General features: G+C 72.9%; 18 protein-coding genes and 1 pseudogene. 13 read left to right on the top strand and 6 right to left on the bottom strand.

Features of this window, described 5'->3' with window-relative positions:
• Positions 1–118: 118 nt before the first annotated feature.
• From MOTC310_RS24725 to MOTC310_RS24675, 12 genes and pseudogenes are all read left to right on the top strand, one after another.
• Positions 119–964 carry a nitrilase family protein gene (locus tag MOTC310_RS24725; protein WP_331303681.1) on the top strand — a complete coding sequence of 282 codons (846 nt, stop codon included), beginning with the start codon at positions 119–121 and terminating at the stop codon, positions 962–964.
• A gap of 36 nt (positions 965–1,000) precedes the next feature.
• Entirely contained in the window at positions 1,001–2,167 is a 1,167-nt protein-coding gene (locus MOTC310_RS24720) for a substrate-binding protein (protein ID WP_331303680.1), read from the top strand.
• A gap of 164 nt (positions 2,168–2,331) precedes the next feature.
• Complete coding sequence (locus MOTC310_RS24715; protein WP_331293007.1) at positions 2,332–3,165, top strand: branched-chain amino acid ABC transporter permease; 834 nt, start codon at positions 2,332–2,334, stop codon at positions 3,163–3,165.
• Complete coding sequence (locus MOTC310_RS32910; protein WP_419539952.1) at positions 3,158–4,294, top strand: branched-chain amino acid ABC transporter permease; 1,137 nt, start codon at positions 3,158–3,160, stop codon at positions 4,292–4,294. The genes MOTC310_RS24715 and MOTC310_RS32910 overlap by 8 nt, the downstream gene beginning before the upstream one ends.
• 2 nt (positions 4,295–4,296) lie before the next feature.
• On the top strand, positions 4,297–4,989 hold the full coding sequence (locus MOTC310_RS32905) for an ABC transporter ATP-binding protein (protein ID WP_419539170.1): 693 nt from the start codon (positions 4,297–4,299) through the stop codon (positions 4,987–4,989).
• The gene (locus tag MOTC310_RS24705) at positions 4,982–5,725 is read left to right on the top strand and encodes an ABC transporter ATP-binding protein (RefSeq protein ID WP_331303679.1); all 744 of its coding nucleotides are present in this window, start codon (positions 4,982–4,984) and stop codon (positions 5,723–5,725) included. Before MOTC310_RS32905 ends, MOTC310_RS24705 begins: the two co-directional genes overlap by 8 nt.
• 148 nt (positions 5,726–5,873) lie before the next feature.
• Entirely contained in the window at positions 5,874–6,218 is a 345-nt protein-coding gene (locus MOTC310_RS24700) for a DUF1028 domain-containing protein (RefSeq protein ID WP_419539951.1), read from the top strand.
• A pseudogene (locus MOTC310_RS24695) lies at positions 6,175–6,426 on the top strand (efflux RND transporter permease subunit); the annotation flags it as partial. The gene MOTC310_RS24700 and the pseudogene MOTC310_RS24695, both read left to right, overlap by 44 nt.
• 20 nt (positions 6,427–6,446) lie before the next feature.
• Positions 6,447–7,028 carry a DUF1028 domain-containing protein gene (locus MOTC310_RS24690; RefSeq protein WP_331303678.1) on the top strand — a complete coding sequence of 194 codons (582 nt, stop codon included), beginning with the start codon at positions 6,447–6,449 and terminating at the stop codon, positions 7,026–7,028.
• Positions 7,009–8,421: an amidase gene (locus tag MOTC310_RS24685; RefSeq protein ID WP_331303677.1), complete on the top strand. Its 1,413-nt coding sequence runs from the start codon at positions 7,009–7,011 to the stop codon at positions 8,419–8,421. The genes MOTC310_RS24690 and MOTC310_RS24685 overlap by 20 nt, the downstream gene beginning before the upstream one ends.
• A gap of 167 nt (positions 8,422–8,588) precedes the next feature.
• Positions 8,589–8,819, top strand: a complete 231-nt coding sequence (locus MOTC310_RS24680; protein ID WP_331293003.1) for a hypothetical protein — start codon at positions 8,589–8,591, stop codon at positions 8,817–8,819.
• A gap of 44 nt (positions 8,820–8,863) precedes the next feature.
• Positions 8,864–9,280 (top strand): DUF1236 domain-containing protein, encoded by a 417-nt coding sequence (locus MOTC310_RS24675; protein ID WP_012321349.1) that lies wholly within the window; start codon positions 8,864–8,866, stop codon positions 9,278–9,280.
• 359 nt (positions 9,281–9,639) lie between these two features.
• On the opposite strand, the gene MOTC310_RS24670 is transcribed toward MOTC310_RS24675, so the two are convergent.
• The 6 genes from MOTC310_RS24670 to MOTC310_RS24645 form a co-directional block, all read right to left on the bottom strand.
• Positions 9,640–11,526, bottom strand: coding sequence for a sensor histidine kinase (locus MOTC310_RS24670; RefSeq protein WP_331303676.1), 1,887 nt, complete (start codon positions 11,524–11,526; stop codon positions 9,640–9,642).
• Complete coding sequence (locus MOTC310_RS24665) at positions 11,442–13,175, bottom strand: CheR family methyltransferase (RefSeq protein ID WP_473753950.1); 1,734 nt, start codon at positions 13,173–13,175, stop codon at positions 11,442–11,444. The genes MOTC310_RS24670 and MOTC310_RS24665 overlap by 85 nt, the downstream gene beginning before the upstream one ends.
• Positions 13,176–13,296: 121 nt before the next feature.
• Positions 13,297–13,857, bottom strand: coding sequence for a PAS domain-containing protein (locus MOTC310_RS24660; protein WP_331293000.1), 561 nt, complete (start codon positions 13,855–13,857; stop codon positions 13,297–13,299).
• A gap of 217 nt (positions 13,858–14,074) precedes the next feature.
• Entirely contained in the window at positions 14,075–16,546 is a 2,472-nt protein-coding gene (locus MOTC310_RS24655) for a PAS domain-containing hybrid sensor histidine kinase/response regulator (protein WP_331304107.1), read from the bottom strand.
• Positions 16,547–16,987: 441 nt separating this feature from the next.
• On the bottom strand, positions 16,988–17,347 hold the full coding sequence (locus tag MOTC310_RS24650; RefSeq protein WP_331292991.1) for a hypothetical protein: 360 nt from the start codon (positions 17,345–17,347) through the stop codon (positions 16,988–16,990).
• Between the two features lie 136 nt (positions 17,348–17,483).
• The gene (locus tag MOTC310_RS24645; protein ID WP_331303674.1) at positions 17,484–18,584 is read right to left on the bottom strand and encodes an SMP-30/gluconolactonase/LRE family protein; all 1,101 of its coding nucleotides are present in this window, start codon (positions 18,582–18,584) and stop codon (positions 17,484–17,486) included.
• Between the two features lie 216 nt (positions 18,585–18,800).
• On the opposite strand from MOTC310_RS24645, the gene MOTC310_RS24640 reads away from it, so the two are divergent.
• Positions 18,801–19,043, top strand: a complete 243-nt coding sequence (locus tag MOTC310_RS24640) for a DUF6894 family protein (protein WP_091788146.1) — start codon at positions 18,801–18,803, stop codon at positions 19,041–19,043.
• Positions 19,044–19,057 lie beyond the last annotated feature (14 nt).

The following is a 19,057-nucleotide window of genomic DNA, read 5'->3' as shown; positions in this document are numbered from 1 at the left end:
GTCTAACCGGGCAAGGTTGCCCCGCAGCAGCATTGCTGCACTACATCACGGCTTTGAAGCCTCTGGTTCGCGGACGATCTTGTCCGCGCCCAGGGGCTTTTTGCGTTTTGGAGCTTCCATGATCCAGGCGAACGGTCCCGCACGCCCGCCGATACGCGTGTCGTGCATCCAGTTCGCGCCGGAATTCGGCGCGGTCGACGCGAATATGGCGCGAGCCTCCGACCTCGTCCGCGCGGCCGCCGCCGCGGGCAGCCGGCTGATCGTGCTGCCGGAACTCGCCAGCACCGGCTACGTGTTCGAATCCGCCGCGGAGGCCGCCGCGCTGGCCGAGCCGGTGCCGGACGGCCCGACCACCCGGGCCTGGGCGGCGCTCGCCGCGGAGCTCGGCGTGCACATCGTGGCGGGGATCGCCGAATCCGCCGGCGAGACCCTCTACAACGCCGCCGTGATCGTCGGGCCCGAGGGCTACATCGGCACCTACCGCAAGGCGCATCTCTGGGACCAGGAGAACGTGTTCTTCGCCAAGGGCGATCTCGGCTTCCCGGTCTTCGACACGGCGCTCGGCAAGGTCGGCGTCGCCATCTGCTACGACGGCTGGTTCCCCGAGACCTTCCGGCAGCTGACCCTCGGCGGCGCCGAGATCGTCTGCATCCCGACCAACTGGGTGCCGATGCCCGACCAGCCCGAAGGCGAGGCCGCCATGGCCAACACCCTGCACCGGGCCGCCGCGCACTCGAACGGCATCTTCATCGCCTGCGCCGACCGGGTCGGCGTCGAGCGCGGGCAGCCCTTCGAGGGCCAGAGCCTGATCATCGGGCCGAAGGGCTGGCCGCTCGCCGGCCCGGCGAGCCGCGAGGGGACCGAGACCCTCTCGGCGCTGGTCGACCTCGACGCGGCCGGCCGCAAGGACCTGAACCGGTTCAACGCGCTCCTGCGCGACCGCCGCACCGACATCTACGGCTGATCCCCTCCGCACCGTCGTTTTCCAAGGAGTCCGCTCATGGTGAAATGGTCCCTCGTCGGCGCCGCGGCGCTCGCCCTCGCCGCCGCGCAGGCCGCCTCGGCCGCGCAGGCCGCCGACGGCAAGCCGATCGTCATCGGCATCCCGATCGGCCTGTCGGGCGCCAACAGCGTTGTCGCCCCCTCGGTGGTGCAGTCGGCCGAACTCGCCGTGGAGGAGATCAACGCCAAGGGCGGCGTGCTCGGCCGCAAGCTCGTCCTGGAGGTGGCCGACGACGCCTCCGGGGCGGCCGGCGCCCAGAAGGCCTTCGACAGCCTGATCTACCAGAAGAAGGTCGACGTCCTGATCTCGATGGAGACGAGCGCGGCCCGCAACGCCGGCCTGCCCGCCGTCACCAAGGGGAAGGTGCCGTACATCTACACCTCGTTCTACGAGGGCCATTCCTGCAACAAGAACATGTTCGTGGACGCCTGGGTGCCGGAGCAGCAGGTGCCGCCGGTGGTGGACGCCTTCAAGGCGCAGGGCGCCAAGACCTACTTCCTGATCGGCAGCGACTACGCCTTCGGCCGCGGCATGCTGGGCTTCGCCAAGAGCTACGTCGAGAAGACCGGCGGCAAGGTGCTCGGCGAGGAGTACCTGCCGATGGACGGCAGCGACTGGACGGCGATCATCTCCAAGCTGAAGGAGGCCAAGCCCGACGCGCTGATCACCTCGACCGCCGGCGGCGCGCCGAACGTCACGCTGACCAAGCAGCTGCGCGGCGCGGGCGTGACGCTGCCCTTCGCCAACCTCGCGCTGGACGAGGGCACCGCCAAGAGCATGGGCGCGGATGCCGAGGGCGTCTACCTCTCGGCCTCCTACGTCACCGGCATCGACAGCCCGGAGAACAAGGCCTTCCTGGCGGCGATGCAGAAGAAGTTCGGCGCGGAGCTGCGCACCCCGAACGACCTGTCGGTGCCGGAATACGAGGCGATCTACCTCTACAAGGCCGCCGTCGAGAAGGCGGGCGGGACCGAGACCGCCAAGGTGCTGGAGGCGCTGCCGACGGTGAGCTTCACCGGGCCGCGGGGCACGATCACCATGAGCAAGCAGCACCACGCGCCGCTGACCATGTATCTCGGCCAGATCCAGAAGGACGGCACCGTCAAGGTCGCCGGGACCTTCAAGGACGTCGATCCCGGGGAGCAGTGCCCGAAGCTGCAGTGAGGGGAGAAGCGCGAGGCTCGTCCTTCGCCGCACAGGCGACGCGCCCCCTCTCCCGTGCGGGAGAGGGGACCCGCGCCCGATCCTGAGACCGCGCTGCCCCTGCCGATGGCCCATGCCGATGCGTGCTTCGCCGCGCGACGGCGGTCCCTCAACCGGAAACCCCGATGCTGCTCACCCTCGACATCCTGACCACCGCGGCGATCCTGTTCATCGTCTCGATCGGCCTCCTGGCGATCTTCGGCGTGCTCAAGATCATCAACTTCGCCCACGGGGCGTGGCTGACGGTCGGCGCCTACTGCGCGGTGGTGACCGCCAGGCTCGGACTCAATCCGTGGGCGGCGCTGCCGCTGGCCTTCGTGGTCGGGGCGGCGCTCGGCGGGCTGGCCGAGCACTTCATCATCCGCCCGCTCTACCGGCGGCCGCTGGACGCGATCCTCGCCACCTGGGGGCTCGGCATCGTGCTCGGGCAACTCATCACCCTGGCCTTCGGCCGCGACGTCCAGCTGACCCCGAACCTCTACGCCGGCACCGTCGAGATCCTCGGCGTCGACTACTCGGCCTACCGGCTCGTGGCGCTCGGCATCGCGCTGGCGATCGGCACGCTGTTCGCGCTGACCATCGAGCGGACCCGGCTCGGCCTCTCGGCCCGGGCGGTGATCATGAACGAGACCCTGGCGCGCAGCCTCGGCATCGACACGGGGCGCGTGCGCCTCGTCGTGTTCATGCTCGGCGCCGGCTTCGCGGGCCTCGCCGGCGTCCTGCTGACGCCGCTCACCAGCGTCGACCCGAACATGGGCGTCTCCTGGCTGATCGGCGCCTTCATGCTGGTGATGGTCGCCGACGCCTCGTACCTGGCGCTCGCCGCGGCCTGCCTGGTCTTCGGGGCGGCGCAGGTCCTGATCAGCACCTTCGTGAGCCCGATCCTGGGCAGCATCGCCGTCGCGGTGCTCGCCGCCCTCGTGCTGCGGATCAGCCCGAAAGGTTTCTCCCGTGCTTGAGACCCTGCCCGTCGCCGAGCGCGCCGCCGCGGCGCCCCGCGGACGCCGCCTGTCCCGCGCCGCGCCCTTCGTGGTCGCGGCCCTGGCGGCCCTGGCGCTCTGGATCGCGCCGCTCTTCCTCGACACCTTCGCGGTCAACGTCCTGACCCGCTCGATGATCTACGCGGTGCTGGCCGTCACGGTCGACCTGCTCTGGGGTTTCGCGGGGATCCTGACCTTCGGGCAGGCGGCGTTCTTCGGGATCGGCGCCTACGCCACCGCGATGATCCTCGCCGCCTACGGGGCGACGCCGCTGGGGATCGCGGCGGCGGTCGCGGCGGCGCTCGTCGCGCCGGCCCTGCTCGGCCTCGCGGTCGGCTGGCTGTCCTTCTACCACCGCTCGACCCCGCTCTACGCCTCGGTGATCTCGCTGGTCGTCCCGATCGTCGTGGTGCAGCTCATCTACGCCGGCGGGGAGTGGACCGGCTCCAGCAGCGGCCTCGTCGGCTTCGACGTGCTGCCCTTCGAGATCGAGGGCTATTTCCGCCTCGCGGCCCTGTTCCTGATCGTCGTCACCCTGGCGGCCTGGATCCTGGTGCGCTCGGATCGGGGCCGGGCCCTCGTGGCGCTCCGGGACAACGAGGCGCGCTGCGCCTATCTCGGCCTCAACCCGCGACGCCTGCAGATCCGGCTGACCGCCTCGCTCGCCGCCGTCGCGGGCCTCGCGGGCTTCCTGTTCGCCAACGCCTCGGGCGTGGTCGCGCCCGAGAATGCCGGCTTCCTGTTCGGCACCGAGCTGGTCATCTGGGTGGCGCTGGGCGGCCGCGGCACGCTGCTCGGCCCGGTGCTCGGCACGATCGCGATCGACTACCTCGCGGCGAACCTGTCGGGCGACCTGCCGTTCCTCTGGCAGCTCCTCCTGGGGACGGCCTTCGTGGCCATCATCATCCTGCTGCCGGGCGGCCTCGCCGACCTCGTCGGCCGCCTCTGGCGGGCGCTGCCGGCGGGCCGGCGGGAGGCCGCGCCGAGGCCGCGCCGCCGCGCCTCGTCGCGCGGGCGGCCGGCACCGAGGCGACCGGGACCTCGGCGACCGGGACCGGACTCCCGATCCTCAAGGTCGAGAACCTCGCCAAGGCCTACGGCGCCCTGACGGTGCTGGAGGGCATCGACCTGGAGATCCGCGCGGGCGAGCTCGTCAGCCTCGTCGGGCCCAACGGCGCGGGCAAGACCACGCTGATGCGCTGCCTCAGCGACGGCACCGAGCCGTTCACGGGCGCCATCGCGGTCGGCGGCACGCCGATCACCGGGCTGACGCCCAACCGGATCGTCGGCCTCGGGGTCGGGCGCAAGTTCCAGGTCGCGAGCGTGTTCGAGAGCCTGTCGGTGGCCGACTGCCTCCGCCTCGCCCGGGCGTCCCGCGACGGGCTGAGCCCGGTCGGGCAGGCGGAGACGCTGGGCCTGCCGCAGCCGGCCCTCGACGTCCTGCGCATGACCGGCCTCGACCGGCTGCTGACCCGGCCGACGCGGCTCCTGTCGCACGGCCAGAAGCAGGCGCTGGAACTCGCCATGGTGGTGGCGCTGGAGCCGCGGCTGATCCTGCTCGACGAGCCCACCGCCGGCCTGACCAAGGCCGAGCGCACCACCATCGGGACCGTCCTCAAGGCGCTCACTGCCGAGGGCCGGATCGCCGCCGTGCTGGTCGAGCACGACCTCGATTTCGTGCGCGAGATCTCGTCGCGGATCGTGGTGCTGCACCAGGGCCGGCTCGTCCTCGACGGCACGGTCGAGGACGTCGTCGGCTCCGAGCTGGTCCGGACCATCTACGCGGGAGGCGGCCATGGTTGAGGCAGCACGGCAGGCAGCACGGCAGATCGCGCCGGCGGGGGCCGCCCTCGCCCTCGACCGGGTGTCGAGCGGCTACGGCGCCGTCTCCATCGTGACGGACGTGTCCCTCTCGGTGGGGGCGGGGGAGATCGTGGCGCTGCTCGGCAAGAACGGCATGGGCAAGACCACCCTGCTCAAGACCGTCCTGGGGATGGTGACCCTGCGCGGCGGCGCCGTCACGGTCGGCGGCCAGGCGCTCGCCGGCCTCACGCCGGCCAAGCTCAACGCGCTCGGCGTCGGCTACGCGCCGCAGGAGCAGCCCCTGTTCCAGGACCTGTCGATCCGCGACAACCTGCGCCTCGCGGTGCCGTCCGACCGGATGCTGCCGGAGGCGCTGGAGCGGCTGTTCGGCCACTTCCCGTTCCTGAAGGACCGGCTGGCCCAGCGGGCCGGCACCCTCTCGGGAGGCGAGCAGAAGATGCTGATCCTCGGGCGCGCCCTGATGCTGCGCCCGCGCCTCCTCCTGATCGACGAGATCTCCGAGGGCGTGCAGCCCTCGATGGTCGAGCGCCTGCGCGGCGTGCTCGAGGCCGAGCGGGCTTCGGGCGTGTCCATGCTGGTGGTGGAGCAGCACGTCGCCTTCGCGCTGGCGCTGGCCGACCGCTACGCCGTCCTCAAGCTCGGCGAGATCGTCGACAGCGGTCCCGCCCGGGCGCCGGACGCGCAGGCGCGCGTCATCGACCACTTGGCGGTGTGAGGTCGCCCAGGATCCACCACTTCATCGCGGGCGCCGCGACGCGGCCCAGGGTCGCGCCACACTTCCGAACGGGGCGCTGCTGGACTGCTTCGCTGGGCTCGCGAAGACGACGGTGAATCGGGGTCAGGGAGGAGGAAGCCGCAGGCTCATGAGAGAACTCAACACCTTCTCGATCGCCGCCCGGTGCCCGCGGACCGGGCAACTCGGCGTCGCGGTGGCGAGCGCCGTCCCGGCGGTGGGCGGGCTCTGCCCGTACATCCGGGCCGGGATCGGGGCCGTCACCACCCAGTCCTGGGTGAATCCCTACCTCGCGGCCCACATCCTCGACGGGCTCGCAGGCGGGCAGGATCCCGAGGCGGCGCTGGCGGCGGCCCTCGCCACCGACGACCGGCCGGACCTGCGCCAGCTCGGCCTCGTCGCCGCGCGCGGGGCCGGCGCGGCCTGGACCNCAGATCAACACGACCGCGCCATCCCTGTCGCCCGTCGACATTGAGAAGCAGGTCACCTACCCGGTCGAGACCGCGCTCGCCGGCATCAAGGGGCTGGAATACACCCGCTCGCTCTCGCGCAACGGATTCTCGCAGGTCACCGCCGTCTTCGCGGAGAAGCTCGACATCTACTTCGCCCGCCAGCAGGTGGCCGAGCGCCTCGCCCAGGTGAAGCGGGACCTGCCGCCGGGCGCTGAGCCCGCCATGGGGCCGGCTACGCCGTCCAGGGCAACATGCTCGCCGGGACCGGCGTGATCGACGCCATGGCGCAGGCCTTCGAGGACAGCGCCGCCCAGGATCTCGACGAGCGGCTGATGCGCGCCCTGGAGGCCGGCGACGCGGCCGGCGGCGACCGGCGCGGCAAGCAGTCGGCGGCCCTCAAGATCGTCGCCGGCGAGGATTACCCGCTCCTCGACCTGCGGGTCGACGAGCACGCGCAGCCCGTCGCCGAGCTGCGCCGCGTCCTGGCGGTCGCCCGCCGGCAGCTCGTCCCCTTCGTGGCCGGCATGCCCCGGAAGGACGGGCCGGCCGGCGCCCTGCCGGACGCCGTCACGGCGATGCTCCTGAGAGCCCCCGCCGAGCGGCCGGGCGGGGCGCGCGACGGGGGCCCCGCCGGAGCCCCTGACCTCCTGCGCGACGTCGTCGGCCTGCGCGAGGAGCCCGGGCGGGTCGCGCACCTGCTGGCCCAGTTCGCGCCGGTGCTCGCCGAGATCGCCCGGCTGCGCGACCTCGACCTCGCCGACATCCACCCGCCGGTCGTCTTCGACCCGACCTTGCCCTACCGCCGGATGCCCCATGACGACCGCCGCGACTGACGCTCCCTGGCAGCTGCCGATCACGGAGCTCGCGCGGCGGATCGCGGCGCGTGAGCTGTCGAGCGCCGAGCTCGTCGGCGCCTGCCTGGACCGGATCGCGCGCCTCGACGGCGCCCTGAACAGCTTCGTCCACCTGTCGCCCGGGGCCCTCGACGCCGCGCGCGCGGCCGATGCCGCGATCGCGCAGGGCGACCCGCGCGGCCCGCTGCACGGCGTCCCGATCGCCATCAAGGACAACTACACCACCGCCGACATGCCGACCCGGGCCGGCACGGCGGTGGAGGCCCTGACCTTCCCGGCATCCGACAGCCACGCCGTGGCGCGGCTCCGGGCGGCCGGCGCGGTGATCCTCGGCAAGCTGCGCATGCACGAATTCGCCTGGGGCATGGTCACGCCGCCGACCCGAAACCCCTGGGACCTCGACCGGGTGCCCGGCGGCTCCAGCGGCGGCTCCGGCGCGGCGGTCGCGGCCCGCCTCTGCCCGGCCGCCCTCGGCTCGGACACGGGCGGCTCGATCCGGATCCCGGCCGCCCTGTGCGGGGTCGTCGGCCTCAAGCCGACCTACGGCCGGGTCGGCCGGTCGGGGATCGTGCCGCATTCCTGGTCCCTCGACCATGCCGGGCCGCTGACCCGGACGGTGGCCGATTCCGCCCTGATGCTGCAGGCGCTCGCCGGCCCGGATGCCGGCGATCCCGCCGCCAGCGCGGCTCCGGTCCCCGACTACACGGCCGGGCTGGACCGGCCGATCCGGGGGCTGCGGGTCGCGGTGGTCCGCAACCACTTCTTCGACGCGGTCGACGACGACGTCGCCGCCGCCGTCGAGGGGGCGCTCCGCTTCCTCGCCGACCAGGGCTGCACGGTGCGCGACGTCGCGGTGCCGTCCCTGCGCCACGGGCTCGGCGCGATCTACGCCATCGAGCTCGCCTCCTCGACCGCCTATCACGGCCGCAGCCTCGCCCGGGGCCACGTGGCGGGCTTCGCGGCCGATGTCCGCGACCTCGTGGAGATGGGCCGGCTCGTGACCGGGCCGGACTACCTGCGCGCCGAGCAGGCGCGGGCCCTGATCATGGCCGAGATGGCCGGCGTCCTGGCGGAGGCCGACGTGATCGTCGGCCCGGCCTCGCCGCTGACCGCGTGGCGGACGGACGAGTCGGCGGTGTCGCTCGGCGGGCGCGCGGAGAGCGTGCTGGCGGCCTCGTGGCGCCTGACCTACCCGTTCAACCTCGCGGGCCTGCCGGCCATCGCGCTGCCCTGCGGCTTCGACCGGCGCGGCCTGCCGATCAGCCTCCAGATCGCCGCCCGGCCCTTCGCCGAGGCCGAGATCCTGCGGGTGGCCCACCAGTACGAGCGGGCGCACGCGTGGTGGTGCCGGGTGCCGCCCCTGGCCGCCTGACAGGGCGCGCCGCTGCCGCGCAGCTGAACCGGCCGGCGGTGATCGGTTGTACGCAACCAATACCGCAATTAATCGCGCGGATCCGCGCGATTTACCGATCGATGCCTGTGGAACCCTTTCTCCGCGGTCGCCGTTGCTGGGTTCGATTGAAGTCAGGAGGCTCACCAATGCGGACCATCATTCTCTCGGGTGCCCTGTTCGCGGCCCTGTGCGGCGCGGCGAGCGCCGAGGACACCACGGTCATCCGCCGCGACGGGCCCGCCGTCGTCGACCACCGCGACACCACGGTCGAGCGCCGGGAGGTCACCACCGGCAGCGTCGATTGCGGCTCCAAGACCGTCCACAAGGAGGACGGCATGGGCAATTCCAAGACCGTCCACAAGGAGGGCTGCAACTGATCCCCGGCGGCCAGCGACGCCCTGACGACCCTGGAGATCTCAGCATGACGAGCAAGCTTCTTCTGTCGCTGGCCACGGCCGGCCTCCTCGCCCTCCCGGTGGCCGCCCAGGCGCAGGGTACCCTGCGGGGCGCGGCCGAGGGCGCCGAGGCCGGATCGGCCGCTGCGGGCCCGGTCGGCGGCATCGTCGGCGGCGCGGTCGGCGCGGCGACCGGAACGGTCGGCGGCATCCTGGGCGTCGACGACCGCCCGCGGTTCCGCAGCTACGTCCGCGAGCGCGGCGCGCGCTCCTACAGCTGGGGCGGCCCGGTCCGGGTCGGCACCGTGCTGCCGGAGGACAGCGTCACCTACTACGACGTGCCCAGCGAGTACCGGGTGCGGCCGGGCTACCGCTACACCATCGTGAACGACCAGCCCGTCCTGGTCGATCGCGGCCACCGCATCGTCGAAGTCATCGACTGATCGGACGGGCGCCGGGATCCCGGCGCTCCGCCAGGCAGGACGGCCCGTCCGGCATCGCCGCGGCGGGCCGTCTCGCGTGTGGCAGGCCGTGCCGGACGAGGAGACGCGGCGCGACGGACCCTCTCTCCCGAGCGGGAGCGGGCCGGGGTGAGGGACGAGAAGGATCAGGATCGAGCGCCCCGCCGCCGGGCAGCCGAGGTCGAGACTCTCTCGGTGAGGCCGCATCCCTCACCCTGTCCCTCGCCCGCTCGGGAGAGGGGACCCGCGCCCGGTCCTGAGGCCGCGTGGCCGACACGGATGGGTGGATCCGACGACCCGCCGCGAGCGTGCGGCCGGTCGCGGCGGGGTCGGCCTCCGCCTCACCCCCGCGTGAGGACCAGTTCCGGCAGGTGCAGGGTGATCCGGTAGGCGGACGCGTCGTGGCTGCGCGTCACGCGCGCCTCGAGCTGGCGCAGGGACATCTCCACCAGCAGGGTGCCGAAGCCCCGGCCCGGCCGCGGCTCGGCCACGCGGGCCATGCGCTCGCACCAGTCCAGGACCAGCCCTTCCTCGTGCCGCTCCCAGGTGACGGACAGCGCGCCGTCGTCGGACCCGAGCGCGCCGTACTTCACCGAGTTCGTCGCCCACTCGTGCAGGATCATGGCGAGCGACGACACGTGCCGCCAGTTGATGGCCACGAGGGGGCCCTCGATCACCGTGGGGACATGGTCGCGGTACGGGCGCAGGGTCGCGCCGATCAGGCCGGCGAGGTCGCTCATGCCCTGGCCGTCGGAGGGATCGGCCAGCGAATGCGCCCGCCCGAGCGCCGAGATGCGGTCGCGCATGTCGGTGGCGAAGACGCCGATCTCCCGGTGCGTGCGGGCCCCCGCCGAGATCATGCCGCCGATGATCGCGAACAGGTTCTTCACCCGGTGGTTCATCTCCCGCAGCATCAGGTCGCGGGTCTCGGCCAGCGCGTATTCGGGCGAGACGTCGATGCAGACGCCGACGATCCGCTTCCGGTCGCCGCTCCGGGTCAGGCGCCCGTAGCTGCGGATGTGCCGCGGCGCGTGGTCGGCGGCGCGCACGCGGATGCGCGCCTCGAATTCGCTCAGGCCGTGCGCCGCCTCGGCGAGCGCCCCCTCGAACACGGGACGGTCCTCGGGCAGCACGCTGGCCGCCAGGGCGGCGGTGGGGTGCGGCGCGTCGGGGGCGAGGCCGAACATCGTGCCGGCGGTGCTGTCGACCACGACGGTCCCGGCATCGGGGCTGTACTCCCAGACACCGATGCCCCCGGCCTTCACGGCCAGTTCCAGCCGCTCGCGCTCGGCGGCGAGCTGGCGCTCCAGCGACAGCGCCTCGGTGATGTCGGTGAGCACCAGGGTGGCGCCGTCGACGCCGCCGTTCTGCAGGCGGTAGGGCAGCACCCGCAGCGAGAGCGTGCGCTCCCCGTCCCGGGTGGCGACGCGCCGCTGGATCACCGAGCCGCCGGCGCAGATCTCCTGGGCGTCGTGCAGGTACTCGTGGCCGGCGAGCCGGCTCGACACGTCGGCGAGGGGGCGGCCCCGATCGCCCGGCTGCAGCGGGAAGATCGTGGTGGCCGCCGTGGTGAAGCTGCGCACCTTCAGCTCGCGGTCGAGCACCACGACGGCGAGGTCGGTGGATTCGAAGAAATTGCGCAGGTCGGCATTGGCGATGGTGAGCTGCTCGACCTTGGTCTTCAGCTCGTCGTTGACCGTGGACAGCTCCTCGTTCGTCGACTGGAGCTCCTCGTTCATCGACATCATTTCTTCGTTGGAGCTCTTCAGCTCCTCGTTCGTCGTCTCCAGCTCCTCGACCGCCGAGCGCAGCTTGTAGCGGGTGCGCAGCAGCTCCTCTTCCAGCGCCTCGACGTGGTCGCCGCCGGCATCCATCTCGATCAGGTCGAGATCGTCCGCCGCCCGGAAGGCGCCGGTGTCGCGCAGGACCAGGAGCATCGAGCCGTCGGGCAGGGGATCGCAGATCAGCTCCACCGGCTGGACGCCGTATTCCGAGCGGATCTCCACGTCGCGGACGACCACGCGCTTGCGCGCGTCGCGGGTCTGGCGGAGCAGCGGCCCGATCACGTCGCGCAGGCCGGGCCGCGCCAGGGTGATCGCGCTGGTGCCGCCGGTCCGGGTGACCGGGAAGTCGAAGTAGCGGCTCAGGCGCCCGTAGGCGGCGATGATGCCGCCATCCTCGTTGAGCACCATGCTGGGCGGAGCGTAGCGCTCCATGACGCGGCGCACCGCCACGGTCTCGTCGGCGATCGCGGGCTCGCCGCGGCGCTCCTCGCGGCCGCCGCGCCGGGCCTCGCCGCGCCGGGNCCGCCGGTCCGGGTGACCGGGAAGTCGAAGTATCGGCTCAGGCGCCCGTAGGCGGCGATGATGCCGCCATCCTCGTTGAGCACCATGCTGGGCGGAGCGTAGCGCTCCATGACGCGGCGCACCGCCACGGTCTCGTCGGCGATCGCGGGCTCGCCGCGGCGCTCCTCGCGGCCGCCGCGCCGGGCCTCGCCGCGCCGGGCGCTCCCGGGCAGGTCGATCGGGTATTGCGGCGCGCCCGGCGGCCGCTCGAACAGGCGCGCGTGCTGGTCGATGACCGGGAAGAGGTGCTCGAACCGGCTGACGCTCTCCGAGGGCCCGAGGAACAGGTAGCCGCCCGGCCGGACCGCGTAGTGGAACAGCGGCACCACCGATTGCTGGAGGCGCTCGTCGAAGTAGATCAGCAGGTTGCGGCAGGACAGGAGATCGACCCGCGAGAAGGGCGGGTCCTTGACCAGGCTGTGGCTGGAGAAGCGGATCAGGTCGCGGATCTCGGCCGCGACGGTGAAGCGCTCGGCGTGGAGGACGACGTAGCGCTCCCGCAGATGGGCCGGGATGTCGGCGAGCGCGGCGGCCGGGTAGGTCGCCTCCCGGGCGATCTGGAGCATGCGCTCGTCGATGTCGGTGGCGAAGATCTGGACCGCCGGCGGCAGGCCGAGGCGGCGGGCGGCGTCGGCGAACAGCATGGCGATGCTGTAGGCCTCCTCGCCGCTGGAGCAGCCCGGGATCCAGACCCGGATGTCCTCCTCGGGATCGCGGGTGCGCAGCAGGGGCTCGACCACGCGCTCCCGGAGGAGCTCGAACATCTCGGCGTCGCGGAAGAAGCGGGTGACGTTGATCAGGAGGTCGCGGAACAGCGCCTCGCACTCGGTCTTGTCGGCCCGGACGCGGCCGAGATAGGCCCGGCCGGACTCGAGCCCGAGGACGTGCATGCGCCGCTCGACCCGCCGGACCAGGGTGGTCCGCTTGTAGCCGGCGAAGTCGTGGCCCACCGCCGCGCGGATGACCCGGCAGAGGTCGTCGATGTGGTCGGCGACGAGGCGGGACTCGGCGTCGACGGCGTCGGTGCCGCGGCGGCGGAAGAAGGTGGTGAGGCAGTCGACGATCTCGCCCGGCGGCCGCACGAAGTCGACGAGGCTGGTCCCGACCGCCGAGAGCGGCATGCCGTCGTAGCGGGCGGTGTCGGGCTGCTGCACCACGCAGACGCCGCCGTGCTCCTTGATGGCCCGCAGGCCGGTCGTGCCGTCGGCCCCCGTGCCCGACAGGATCACGCAGGCGGCGTTGGCCTGCTGGTCGACCGCGAGCGACAGGAAGAAGTCGTCGATCGGCCGGCGCAGGCCCCGCGGCTGGACGAAATGGGTGAGTTCGAGGACGCCGTTCTGGATGACGAGGCCGCGCCCGGGCGGGATGATGTAGACCTTGTCGCCCGCGATCCGCTCCCCGCCCTCGCACTGGAGCACCTCCAGCTCCGTCTGCCGGTCGAGGAGCTGCGCCAGCATGCTCTCGTGGTTGGGGTCGAGGTGCTGGACGATGACGAAGGCCATGCCGGTCGGCGGCCGGGCGCGCGCCAGCATCTCCCGCAGGGCCTCGAGCCCGCCCGCCGAGGCACCGATTCCCACGACCGGCCCGGCGAAGGGCGGCGCCGTCACCGTCCCGGCGCCGTCCAGGACCTCCGAGGCCTCGCCTCCGGGGGCGTTAAGGAAATCCTGGTGCATCGAGATCCGCGAGCGTGAGCTTGGCCTGCGCGACCGTGGCGACCGTGTTGGCGATCGTCATCAGCGAGCCCTCGATGACGAGCCCACTCTCCGCAAGCGTCGGGGTCAGCCGGGACAGGGTCCGGCCCAGTTCCGCATCGTAGGCGGAAAGCAACTCAGGTTGCGAGCGGCTGACATCGAATTGGGATGCGAAAAGAAAGCGCACCTCGCCCGAGAGCGCCTTCAGCTTGGACATGTACAGCAGGTTGACGAAGGGCTTCCCGTCCTTGCGGAAATTCAGGATCGGCGTGCGCACCGTGTCCTGCCGCTCGTTCTCGAGGAAGGCGTGGATCTTGGCCCGCGCCTCCCGGTTGTCGGCGTCGCGCTGGAGGAGGCGGCAATTGCGCCCGATCACCTCCGCGCCCGTGTAGCCGGTGAGCTGGTGGAACCGCTCGTTCACCAGCAGCAGGACGTTGTCGTCGGTCGCCGCGGCCAGCGCCACGGCGATGTGGGATTTCTCGAAGAAGGTCCTGAGTGCGTCCGGGATTGTCTCAGTGTCCACGGTCGGTTCCCTGTCGCCTCCGTTCGGCGCGGTCCTGCTGGTCCGTTCCCGGGGCCGCCCGCCCGGCGGGCACCGCGCCGAGGACGCCCGCGATGACGCCGTCATGGGCGCGCCGCCGCGGTATGGCAATGACGCCCGGCCCGGCGAACCTGTTCCGCGCGGGCCTGCGACGCCGTGTGCCCGGGGGGCATCGCCCGCGGCCCGCGGCCCGCGGACCTCAGCCCTCGTCGCCGATGATGCCGCGGATGCGGGTGGCGAGCGCCTCCAGGGCGAAGGGCTTCGTCATCACCTGCATGCCGGGGCCGAGATGGCCGTGGTTGAGGGCGGCGTTCTCGGCGTAGCCGGTGATGAACAGGACCTTCAGGTCCGGGCGGTGCTGGCGGCCGGCATCGGCCATCTGGCGGCCGTTCATGCCCCCGGGCAGGCCGACATCGGTGATCAGCATGTCGATGCGCACGTCCGACTGGAGCACCTTCAGGCCCGAGGCACCGTCCGCCGCCTCGATCGCCGCGTAGCCGAGGTCTTCGAGCACCTCGGTCACCAGCATCCGCACGGTCGGCTCGTCGTCCACCACCAGGACCGTCTCGCCCTGCTCGGCGCGGGGCGCGTGGGCGAGGTCGGGCAGGCTCACCTCGGCCTCCGCCTCGCCGAGATGGCGGGGCAGGTACAGGCAGACCATCGTGCCCTGGCCCACTTCCGAGTAGATCCGGACCTGCCCGCCGGACTGCTTGGCGAAACCGTAGATCATCGACAGGCCGAGGCCCGTGCCCTCGCCGATCGGCTTGGTCGTGAAGAACGGGTCGAAGGCCTTGGCGACCACGTCGGGGGTCATGCCGGTGCCGTTGTCCGAGACGCAGAGCGTCACGTACTGCCCCGGCTCCAGCTCGCGCTCCTGGGCGGCCCGGTGGTCGAGCCAGCGGTTGGCGGTCTCGATGACGATGCGCCCGCCCGCCGGCATCGCGTCCCGGGCGTTGATGCACAGGTTGAGCAGCGCGTTCTCGAGCTGGCTCGGGTCGACCAGCGTCGGCCACAGGCCGCCGGCCCCCACCGACTCGATCGCCACCGCGGGGCCGACCGTGCGGCGGACGAGCTCCATCATGCCCTCGACCAGGCGGTTCGCGTCCGTCGGCTTCGGGTCGAGGGTCTGGCGGCGCGAGAAGGCCAGCAGGCGGTGGGTCAGGGCGGCGGCGCGCTTGGCCGCGCCCTGCGCCGCGCCGATGTAGCGGTCGAGGTCGCCGACCCGGCCCTGCAGCATCCGGGTCTGCATCAATTCCAGCGAGCCGACGATCCCGGCCAGCATGTTGTTGAAGTCGTGGGCGAGACCGCCGGTCAGCTGGCCGACCGCCTCCATCTTCTGCGACTGGCGCAGGGCCTCCTCGGCGCGCATCAGCTCGGCCGTCCGCTCGGCGACCCGCTGCTCCAGGGTCTCGTTGAGGCTGCGCAGCATCGCGGTGACGCGGTCCCGCTCCGCCTCGACGGCGCGCCGCTCGTCCACGTCGATCAGGACCCCGGGGAAGCTCAGGGGCGTGCCGTCGGGCGCGTGGTCGACGCGGCCGTTGGCCTCCAGCCAGTAGTAGTTCCCGTCGGCGCGGCGGACCCGGTACTGGTGCGCGTAGGCGCCGCCCCGGGCGACGGCCGCGTTGATGGCCGCCGCCAGCCCGGCCTGATCGTCCGGATGCACGGTCGCGACGATCTGGGCGAGCGGGATGCCGTCCCGGCCGAGCGCCGGGTCGAGGCCGAAGCTGCGGGCGAAGCCCTCGTCGACCGTGAACCGGTCGCTCGGCAGGTCCCAGTGCCACGTGCCGATGATGGCGCCGGCCGCGAGGGCGAGCTGCACGCGCTCGACGTTGGTCCGGGCGAGCGCCTCGCTGGCGCGCAGGGCGTCCTCCGCCTGCCGGCGCGCCGAGATGTCCCGGAACAGCACCGAGACCTGGCGCCGGCTCGCCGGCCCGATCCGGGCCGCCGAGACGTCGATGAAGCGGTCGGCCTGGGCGAAGAAGCGCTCGAACCGGATCGGGATGCCGGTGCGGAGCACGCCGCCGTAGAGTTCGAGCCAGGCTTCCGCGTCCTCTTCCGTCACGAGGTCGCGCAGCGTCCGCCCGACGATGCCGGCGATGCCGGTGTGGCGCTCGTAGCCGGGATTGGCCTCGACGTGGACGTAGTCGCTCAGCGGGCCGTGGGGGCCGTCGAGGAACTCGATGATGCAGAAGCCGTCGTCGATGGCCTCGAACAGCGTCCGGTAGCGCTCCTCGCCGGCGCGCAGGGCGTCGCGGGCCTCCCGCTGCTCGGTGATGTCGCGCGCCACCCCGGAGAACCGCACCGGCCGCCCCGCGGCGTCGCGCTCGATCTCCCCCTGACGCGCGATCCAGCGGATCTCGCCGGTATCCGGCCGCCGGATCCGGTAGGCGACGTCCCGCGGGGCGTCGCCGCGGCGCCGGCTCGCCGCCGTCGAGACGAGGGGCTGGTCCTCCGGCAGGATCAGCCCCTCGACCAGCTCGGCCGGGTAGGTGTCGCGCTCCGGCAGGCCGTAGAGCCGGCAGAATTGCGGGGTCGGGTGCAGGAGCCCGTCCGCGACCCCCACGGTGAACAGGCCGATCCCGCCCGCCTCCTGCGCCCGCAGCAGGCGCGCCTCGGCCTCCCGGAGGGCCTGGCCGGCCCTGTGCGGGTCCGCGGGCGCGCGGAGCATCATCGCGTAGCCGACGGGAGCGCCGGACGCGTCGCGCAGCGGTGTCAGCGTCCCGGACAGGCGGCGCCGCCCGCCCTCGGCGTGCGGATGCCAGCCCTCGCTCCCGAGGCTGCCCCGGGTGAGGGCGTCGCGCAGGGCGGCCTCGGGACGGCCGGCCGCCCGGTCCTCGGGCGTGAACAGCGCCGCGAAGGGCTGCCCGGCCATCGCCGCCGCGGTCCAGNGGCTCCGCCGCCCACCGCGCGGACGCGGCGGGGCCCGTCCGCGCGGGGCGGTCGGGGCGGGTCGCGGTCTGAGCGGCGAGGACGGCTGATTCGGGCACGAGGCTGGCGTGTGACGGGGGCGGGTCGTGGGTGCCTTCTGCCGGAAACGGGCCCGGGACGCCACGGGAACGCGGCAGAACGCGCGGGAACCGCCAGGGCCGCGTCGTGCGGGCCGCGGGGCGGCCTAGTGCGGCGCGGCGAGGCGGCAGGTCGCGCCGCTCGCGCGGGGCCAGCCGTAGTAGATCGTCTCGGCCTGCACGTCGGCGAGGCCGACGACCTCCGGCACCGAGGCCTGCTGCGTGTCGAGCACCGCCCCGCCGGCCCCGGTGAAGGTGCAGAGGACGGTCACGTTGGTCGCGAGGTCCGGGCCGGTGTTGCGCAGGTTGACCATCGCCCGCTGCGGCTCGTGCGAGTCCGGCGGCGTGTGCAGCCGGGTCTCCCGCAGGACCAGGGCGGCGTCGGCCCGCGCCGGCGGGGCGAGCGCGACGATCAGGCCGGCAGCCAGGAAGGCGGCGGCCCGCCCCGACGACTCCATCCTGCGCATGGTCGGTCCATCCTATCATCGTGCCGGGTCACCGGCCCGGCGCCCGCTTCGATCAAACTTGTAAACCTAGGCTTGGGTTCTCGGTGAGCCGCCGCGTGCCGAACGCAGTCGGGGCTCACCTCCGAGGGACGCGGCCTCAGTTGCGCAGCGGCTTGGCGTCGATCTGCATCCGGTAGATCGTCGTCGGGAACTTGACCGCCGAGGCCGCGCCGCCGTTCATCGCCGGCGTGCGGTTCATCTGCGCCGCCGGGATCCACAGGCCGCCCTGCTCGTCGATCCACATCGCGTCGACCCAGACGAGCCGCGGGTCCCGCACCAGCGTGCTCATGGTCCCGTCCGGCGCGATCTTGAGGATGCGCAGGCCGTCCGTGTCGCTCGCGTAGATGGTGCCGCCCGCGTCGATGGCGGTGCCGCCCGTCGCCACCGTCGCGGCGTGGAGCTTCACGTGCTTGGCGCGCTCGGCGTCGCTCACGGCCGCGTCGTCGAGATACCGGGTCTCGATGCTGTAGAGCGGCCCGGTGCACGCCTGGTAGTAGAAGGTCTTCCCGTCCGGCGAGACTTCCAGCTGGTCGGCGTGGATGAAGAGTGGCTTGTCCTTGTCGTCCCGGAGCACCCGGCCCTGGCCGGTCAGCGGGCGCTGCGCGATCGTCGACCAGTGGCCGTCGAGCACCCGCCGCAGGCCGCCGGTCTCGCGGTCGAGGACGATCAGCCCGGGCTGGCCGGCATCCGTCAGGTAGATGTGGCCGCCGTTGAAGCGGAAATCGTCGATGAAGCTCTTGTCGGTGGTCGCCGCCTGGAGCGGGTAGACCCTGCGCACGGCGTTCGTGGCGAGGTCGATCTGCACGAGCTTCGGGCCGCCCGGCAGCGGCGCGGCGCCCATGCCGGGCGCGCCCTTGTCGACCACCCAGAGGTCCCCGTCCGGGCCGATCCGGATGGCGTTGACCGCCACGAAGGCCTTGGCCGGGTCGTCGCCCGTCTTCCAGCCGTTCCAGGCCGCGTCGGGGAACGGCACCGCCTTGCCGTCCCGCCACTCGCCGAGCTCGATCCCCTCGTCCTTGCTCTGCCGCTGGAACGGCGAGAACAGCCGGCCGTCCGCGGACCGGGTGATGCCGTTGAAGACGAGGCTGTCCGATTCCACCATCGGCTTGAGGGCGTCGGCCCCGGCCGGCGCCTCGGCGGCGCGGCCGGGCGCGCCGAGGCCGACGGCCAGCAGGAGGGCGAGGAGCGTGGCGCGCATGGTGGGATCCCGGTCCGGCGGTGAAGCGTCTCGGCCGGTAAGCGCCCGGCGCGCGCGGTGTTCCGGGCCGAAGCCATCGGCCGCGGCCGGGAGGCCGGCACGCGGGCCGCGCCGAGGCCGCCTGCGACGCTTCGCCGGGGCTGGATCCCGCCAGTTTGAGAACATATAGTGAACACAAGAGCAGCGCCGCGCGGGGCGGCCGAGGAGGAGCGAGGGATGGCCAAGTACCGGTTCCACTGCACCAACGGCCTCGAATGCGTGTTCGACGCGCGCGGCACCGAGGTCCGCGCGACGGCGCGCCTCGTCGACCGGGCCCGGAAGGTCGCCTCCGACGTGCGGCAGTCGCTGGCCAACCGGACCGACTGGGCCGAGTGGCGGGTGAGCGTGCACGACCTCTCGGGCCGGCGGGTCCTGGTGCAGCCCTTCGAGCCGGCGTCGGGTCGCGCCAGGGCGGCCTGAATGGCGGCGCCGAT

The sequence above is a fragment of the Methylobacterium oryzae genome (assembly GCF_036441375.1).
Lineage (GTDB): Bacteria > Pseudomonadota > Alphaproteobacteria > Rhizobiales > Beijerinckiaceae > Methylobacterium > Methylobacterium oryzae_A.
The sequence above is the reverse complement of the archived record's forward strand: the minus strand, read 5'-3'. Positions and strand labels throughout refer to the sequence as shown.

Bases quoted from the DNA above. Each gene is read 5' to 3' on its own strand.
- MOTC310_RS24725 (WP_331303681.1), top strand. From the start codon at position 119: ATGATCCAGGCGAACGGTCCCGCACGCCCGCCGATACGCGTGTCGTGC.
- MOTC310_RS24720 (WP_331303680.1), top strand. From the start codon at position 1,001: ATGGTGAAATGGTCCCTCGTCGGCGCCGCGGCGCTCGCCCTCGCCGCC.
- MOTC310_RS24715 (WP_331293007.1), top strand. From the start codon at position 2,332: ATGCTGCTCACCCTCGACATCCTGACCACCGCGGCGATCCTGTTCATC.
- MOTC310_RS24705 (WP_331303679.1), top strand. From the start codon at position 4,982: ATGGTTGAGGCAGCACGGCAGGCAGCACGGCAGATCGCGCCGGCGGGG.
- MOTC310_RS24690 (WP_331303678.1), top strand. From the start codon at position 6,447: ATGCTCGCCGGGACCGGCGTGATCGACGCCATGGCGCAGGCCTTCGAG.
- MOTC310_RS24685 (WP_331303677.1), top strand. From the start codon at position 7,009: ATGACGACCGCCGCGACTGACGCTCCCTGGCAGCTGCCGATCACGGAG.
- MOTC310_RS24680 (WP_331293003.1), top strand. From the start codon at position 8,589: ATGCGGACCATCATTCTCTCGGGTGCCCTGTTCGCGGCCCTGTGCGGC.
- MOTC310_RS24675 (WP_012321349.1), top strand. From the start codon at position 8,864: ATGACGAGCAAGCTTCTTCTGTCGCTGGCCACGGCCGGCCTCCTCGCC.
- MOTC310_RS24655 (WP_331304107.1), bottom strand. From the start codon at position 16,546: ATGATGCTCCGCGCGCCCGCGGACCCGCACAGGGCCGGCCAGGCCCTC.
- MOTC310_RS24650 (WP_331292991.1), bottom strand. From the start codon at position 17,347: ATGCGCAGGATGGAGTCGTCGGGGCGGGCCGCCGCCTTCCTGGCTGCC.
- MOTC310_RS24645 (WP_331303674.1), bottom strand. From the start codon at position 18,584: ATGCGCGCCACGCTCCTCGCCCTCCTGCTGGCCGTCGGCCTCGGCGCG.
- MOTC310_RS24640 (WP_091788146.1), top strand. From the start codon at position 18,801: ATGGCCAAGTACCGGTTCCACTGCACCAACGGCCTCGAATGCGTGTTC.